The following is a 5,088-nucleotide window of genomic DNA, read 5'->3' on the forward strand; positions in this document are numbered from 1 at the left end:
TTGAGTTTGCTTAGCTCAAACACTGACTGTGTTCCGCTTTAAGCTTATAGATTTGTTATGGTTTATTCTCTTATACCATTTAATTAACTTGGTTCAAGTTGCTGCTCTTTCGAAACAGCTTATTTAGTATATCTCGCGTCGACTGAAATGTCAAGCACTTTTTAAAACTTTGTAAAAGTTTTGTTTGGCTCTCACGAGACAACTTGTATAGTCTACCTCGAATCGCGTTCGCTGTCAAGAACTTTTTTGAAATTCTTTTTTTTGCGATCCCGCTCTTTCGAAGCGATTTTCATATCGTAACACCGGCAAGGTTTAATGTCAACATTTATTGTGAAGAAGATCAAGCTTTCTATATCCTGATTTATTTTCCTGCTACTATATAGTAGGACGCTCCCTCAAATATAAATTACATATCAAAGTTTTTCCCCTTCCCCTACCTTCTCTCTTTGTTTTCTGCTACAATATATGGTGTAGGGCTTACCTACATTCATCTATGTCTTGTATGTCTTGCGTTTCCTTTGTTTATAAACGGAAAAGGCGTCCCCTTTTATCGGGGACGCCTTTTTAATGCTCTTATTTAAATAATTCCATTTGTTCGATGCGGTCGAAAGCGCGGTCGATGTCCTCTACCCCAACAGTTACGGCGAGGCGCAGGAAACCTTCGCCGCTTTTACCGAAGGCGCTTCCCTTGACGGTGAGCACCCGGGCTTCTTCCATGAGCAACCGCCACACTTCGTCTTCCGTCTTGCCCGTGGGGCGAATGTCCACAAAGAGATAGAAGGTGCCTCGAGGCTCGGCGACGCGAATGTTCTTCAGTTTTTTCAGTCGCTCATAGGCGTGGAAGGTGCGCTTTTTGAATTCCTCGATAAGGGGCGGCTGCACCTCGATTCTGTGGTTCAGTGCGTAGAGAGCGGCTCGCTGGGAGATCGACGGAGCAGCGTAGACATTTTGCTCGTTGACGAATTTTACCGCGTTGATAAATTCGGGGTCCGCTAAAATATAGCCGACGCGCCAGCCCGTCATGGCGAAGTTTTTCGAGAAAGAGCGCAGGGTTACCGTGCGATCCTTAAATCGCTCCATAGACGACATAGGGACAAAGGGTGCATCGTAGGAGAAGGCGGTGTAAATATCATCGGCGATGATGAAAAAGTCCTTCTCTTCCGCGAGTTCGCCGATGGCCTCCAAGGTTTCCTTTTCCAGGCAAAGGCCGCTGGGATTATTGGGCGTGTTCACAATAAGGGCCTTGGTTTTATCCGTTACCTTTTCACGAATACTTTCTATAGAAGGAATAAAACCTTTGTCGGGATCGGTCTCCACAAAAACAGGCACGGCCCCCGCCATTTTCACCTGATCGGCATAGGGGCTGAAGTAGGGCTCGATAATGAGCACCTCGTCCCCGGGATCGCACATGGTTTCTAAAACGAGCCACATGCCGTGACAGGCGGAGGTGGTAACGAAGATGTTTTCTTTTTTCCACCGGATGTTGTAAGTTTCTCGTTGAAAGTCGATAATCGCCTGAACGAGCTCCGGATCGCCGCTGCTTTCCGTGTAGTGGGTGTGGCCGGCCTTCGCATCGTCAAATGCGGCCTCGATAATGGGAAGCGGCGTGGTAATATCCGGATCGCCCAGGGTGAAATCGACGACATCGTCGAAGCTTTTGGCGAGATCGGCGCTTTCCGCCAATCCTCCGCCGCCCAACTGACTGTATTTTTTAGAACATAAGGATTTCGACATAGTTCCCCCTTGTAAGTAGTCTTTTTTTGATATACTCAAATTACTACTATTATAAAGGAGCATGGAACGAATGACAAAAAAAGCAGACTATACTGTGCCCATGGTGGAAAAGGCGCTCCAAATTTTACGTTTTCTACTGGAACACAACGACGAATTCAGTATCGGCGACATTGCCACCGCCCTGAACATACCGAAGACCAGCGTCTTTAAGATTTTACATACACTGGAAACCGAGCGATTCGTAACGAAGGACGCATCGGATCGCTATTCTTTAGGTTTCGGCTTTATTCCCTACGACGCCGAGGTGAAAAATCGCTGGGATTTTACGAAGGTTACCCGCCCCATTATGGAGCGGGCGGCGGCAGCCTGCGGAGAAAGTTTAAACCTGGGGATTTTGGCGGACGACGCCATCGTCATGTTGGATACGATCCCCGGGGAGGAGTTTTTTATTATTCGCCATCTGATCCCCGTGGCGCCCCTTTACTGTTCGAGTATCGGAAAGATTTTTCTTTCGGAATATAACGAGGAGCGTTTTGCCGAGTACATTGCCCGCCATACATTGACTCCCCGCACCATTTCCACACTCACCACGCCGGAATCCCTTCGAGCGGATTTGAACGAGGTCTTGGAGACGGGCACGGCCCACGACAGGGAAGAGTACGAATACGGGCTTACCTGCATGGCCAAGGGAATTTATTCCGAGGGCGAGCTGATCGCAGGGATCAGCCTTTCCGGGCCGACGAGCCGTTTAAAACACAAAGGAATGGAACGATTGGAGGGGATTTTGGCCGATGTGGCCGATGCCCTTGCCGACGAGCCGGGGCTAGGGAAGTTGTTAAGTTTGTAAATGTAATTTTTCGAATTGCATCAAACTGATTCAAAAGCAGTTTCTAGCGAGAAATAATTTTATAAACCACGCAAATAATCCTATCTTTCAAAAATATAACATTCATTCAAAAATAGTTTCCGGGGAAAGGAATAGGGCGTTGCGATTCGCCCTCTAACCCGGTCCCCAAGATTTGGACATTCCCCCTACCTTAATCGTGTATAATTCAAATAAGGAGGGAAACTATGGGACGAGGAAAACTCACCGCTGAAGAGCAAGCCATTTTACGCGCCAATCCAAATGTTAAATCAGTAGACGATTACCACGTTTTTTATACTGCTGCTTTCAAAAAACATTTTGTCGATGCCTACACTACCGGCAAACGGCCGAAACAAATCTTTATTGATGCCGGCTTTGATCCGGAAATCTTAGGCGACAAACGGATCGAACGATCAGCTGATCGTTGGAAACAAGGTCACATCCGGGAGACAGTACGCGCATCAGTAGACGAAGATGCTGTTAACAAAGCCCTTAAATCCATTGACGAGATCAAAGATATACGAAAAGCAAAAGATAAAATAGCGAAGCAAGAAAAAATAATTCAACAGCAAGCTGCGGAGATTGAAGCATTAAAAAAAGCTGGCAGGCTAGGAGGGAGGCGATGCGACAAGAAGACCTATGGAACGACTGATCTTTGTAAGATCGTAGAAGAAACCGTCCAAACCTATGGAACAACCATCAATATTAAAGCCCTTTGCAAAAATCTTCAATTGCCACGAAGCACTTATTACTACTACAAAGCCAGCAAAGAAAACCGGCAACGAAGAGAAGAAGCAGATCAAGAAGCCCTATACTTCATAAAAAAAGCCTATGACCATAGTGGAAAATACTACCATAAGGGCAGCCGCACCCTCCGCATGGTACTGAAAAACAATTACGACATCATCTACAATCGCAAAAAAATCCAACGTATTATGCGAAAGTACCAACTCATCTGTCCCATGAGGCGAGCCCGACCCTATGACAAGCGAAAAAACGGTGGGCAAGAAAATAAAATCGCGCCTAACCGCGTAAAGCGCGTCTTCAAACCGGGTACAGCCAGAAAGCTATTCCTCACTGACATCACCTTCATCAAGCACCAAGGCCACTTTTCCTACGTCTCCGTCATCCTCGACGCTCAAACCAACGAACCTGTCGCCCATAAAACCAGTACATCCTGCAAACTTGACTTCGTCCTCGACACTCTTGAACAACTCAAAAGCTGCGGCTATGAGCAAAACGCCATCATTCACTCCGACCAAGGCGTCCACTATACTGCAGAAAAATTTCGTGAAACCGTAGAGTCCATGGGCCTCACACAATCCATGTCGAGAAAAGGCAACTGTTGGGACAATGCGCCTTGCGAATCATTCTTTGGAAAAATGAAGCAAGAAGTATTATTTGACGAAAACGCCAGCGACCAAGAAATAGAGACCGCCGTCAATGACTACATAAACTACTACCGATACCGCCGATACCAAGAAGGCCTCGGCGACATGACACCTTACGAATACGGAGCCACACTATTGAGTGTGTAGGGGTTGACGTGTCCAAATAAATGGGTCCACTTCTCTCTTTCCTTTCCCCGGGCCCCAATCCTTTCCACCCTAACGCTTTCTATATGTGCGAAGCCCTAACGGGCTTCGATTTGTATTGGGCTGTGTTGTGAAATGCAATCCTCTTAATTGGATTTTTATTGTCGCCTTCGTCTTTCAGCTCGCCCCTACGGGTGCGTAAAGCGAGATTCACTTTGTAGGGGCGGGTCCTACCCGCCCGTCGATGGCGTGCGAAGATATTTATCCAAATGAAGATGATAACCTCCGATTGAATTCCATCTGATGCGGAAAATGCCGCAGGCATTTTCTTCTGCTTAAAAAGCCGGCCAGAAAGGGGATGGGGCCGCGGGGAAGGGGAAATGCGGCCTAAGGTGGACCCGGTTCTTTGGACACGTCAACCCCTATGCGTGGAGCAGTGTGGAGCCGTATTCGTATGGCGTCATGTCGCCGAGGCCTTCCTGGTATCGGCGATATCGATAGTAGTTTATGTAGTCGGCGACGGCGGTTTCGATCTCTTGGTCGTTGGCGTTTTCGTCGAATGGGACTTCTTGTTTCATTTTGCCGAAGAAGGATTCGCAGGGTGCATTGTCCCAGCAGTTGCCTTTTCTCGACATGGATTGGATGAGGCCCATGGACTCTACGGTTTCACGGAATTTTTTTGCTGTGTAGTGAACGCCTTGGTCGGAGTGGATGATGGCGTTTTGGCTGTAGTCGCAGGTGTTGAGTTGTTCGAGGGTCTCGAGGACGAAGTCGAGGCTGTAGCTTGTGCTGGTTTTGTAGGCGACGGGTTCGTTGGTTTGAGCGTCGATGATGACGGAGACGTAGGAGAAGTGGCCTTGGTGTTTGATGTAGGTGATGTCGGTGAGGAAGAGTTTTCTTGCTTTGCCGGGCTTGAAGGCGCGCTTGACGCGGTTGGGTGCGATTTTGCTTTCT

The 5,088-nt window shown here is 47.7% G+C and carries 4 protein-coding genes; 2 read left to right on the plus strand and 2 right to left on the minus strand.

Translation table 11 applies throughout. The features are described from left to right. Window positions 1-573 precede the first annotated feature (573 nt). On the minus strand, window positions 574-1,734 hold the full coding sequence (locus tag PEPTYR26121_RS01065; RefSeq protein ID WP_180498381.1) for an aminotransferase class I/II-fold pyridoxal phosphate-dependent enzyme: 1,161 nt from the start codon (window positions 1,732-1,734) through the stop codon (window positions 574-576). A gap of 70 nt (window positions 1,735-1,804) precedes the next feature. On the opposite strand from PEPTYR26121_RS01065, the gene PEPTYR26121_RS01070 reads away from it, so the two are divergent. Beyond that, window positions 1,805-2,581 (plus strand): IclR family transcriptional regulator, encoded by a 777-nt coding sequence (locus PEPTYR26121_RS01070; RefSeq protein ID WP_180498383.1) that lies wholly within the window; start codon window positions 1,805-1,807, stop codon window positions 2,579-2,581. A gap of 224 nt (window positions 2,582-2,805) precedes the next feature. Continuing rightward, window positions 2,806-4,137, plus strand: coding sequence for an IS3 family transposase (locus PEPTYR26121_RS01075; protein WP_180498385.1), 1,332 nt, complete (start codon window positions 2,806-2,808; stop codon window positions 4,135-4,137). Window positions 4,138-4,556: 419 nt separating this feature from the next. On the opposite strand, the gene PEPTYR26121_RS01080 is transcribed toward PEPTYR26121_RS01075, so the two are convergent. Then, the coding region (locus PEPTYR26121_RS01080; RefSeq protein WP_180498387.1) for an IS3 family transposase at window positions 4,557-5,088 on the minus strand (532 nt) is incomplete at its 5' end.

The organism is Aedoeadaptatus nemausensis (assembly GCF_903819165.1).
Lineage (GTDB): Bacteria > Bacillota > Clostridia > Tissierellales > Peptoniphilaceae > Aedoeadaptatus > Aedoeadaptatus nemausensis.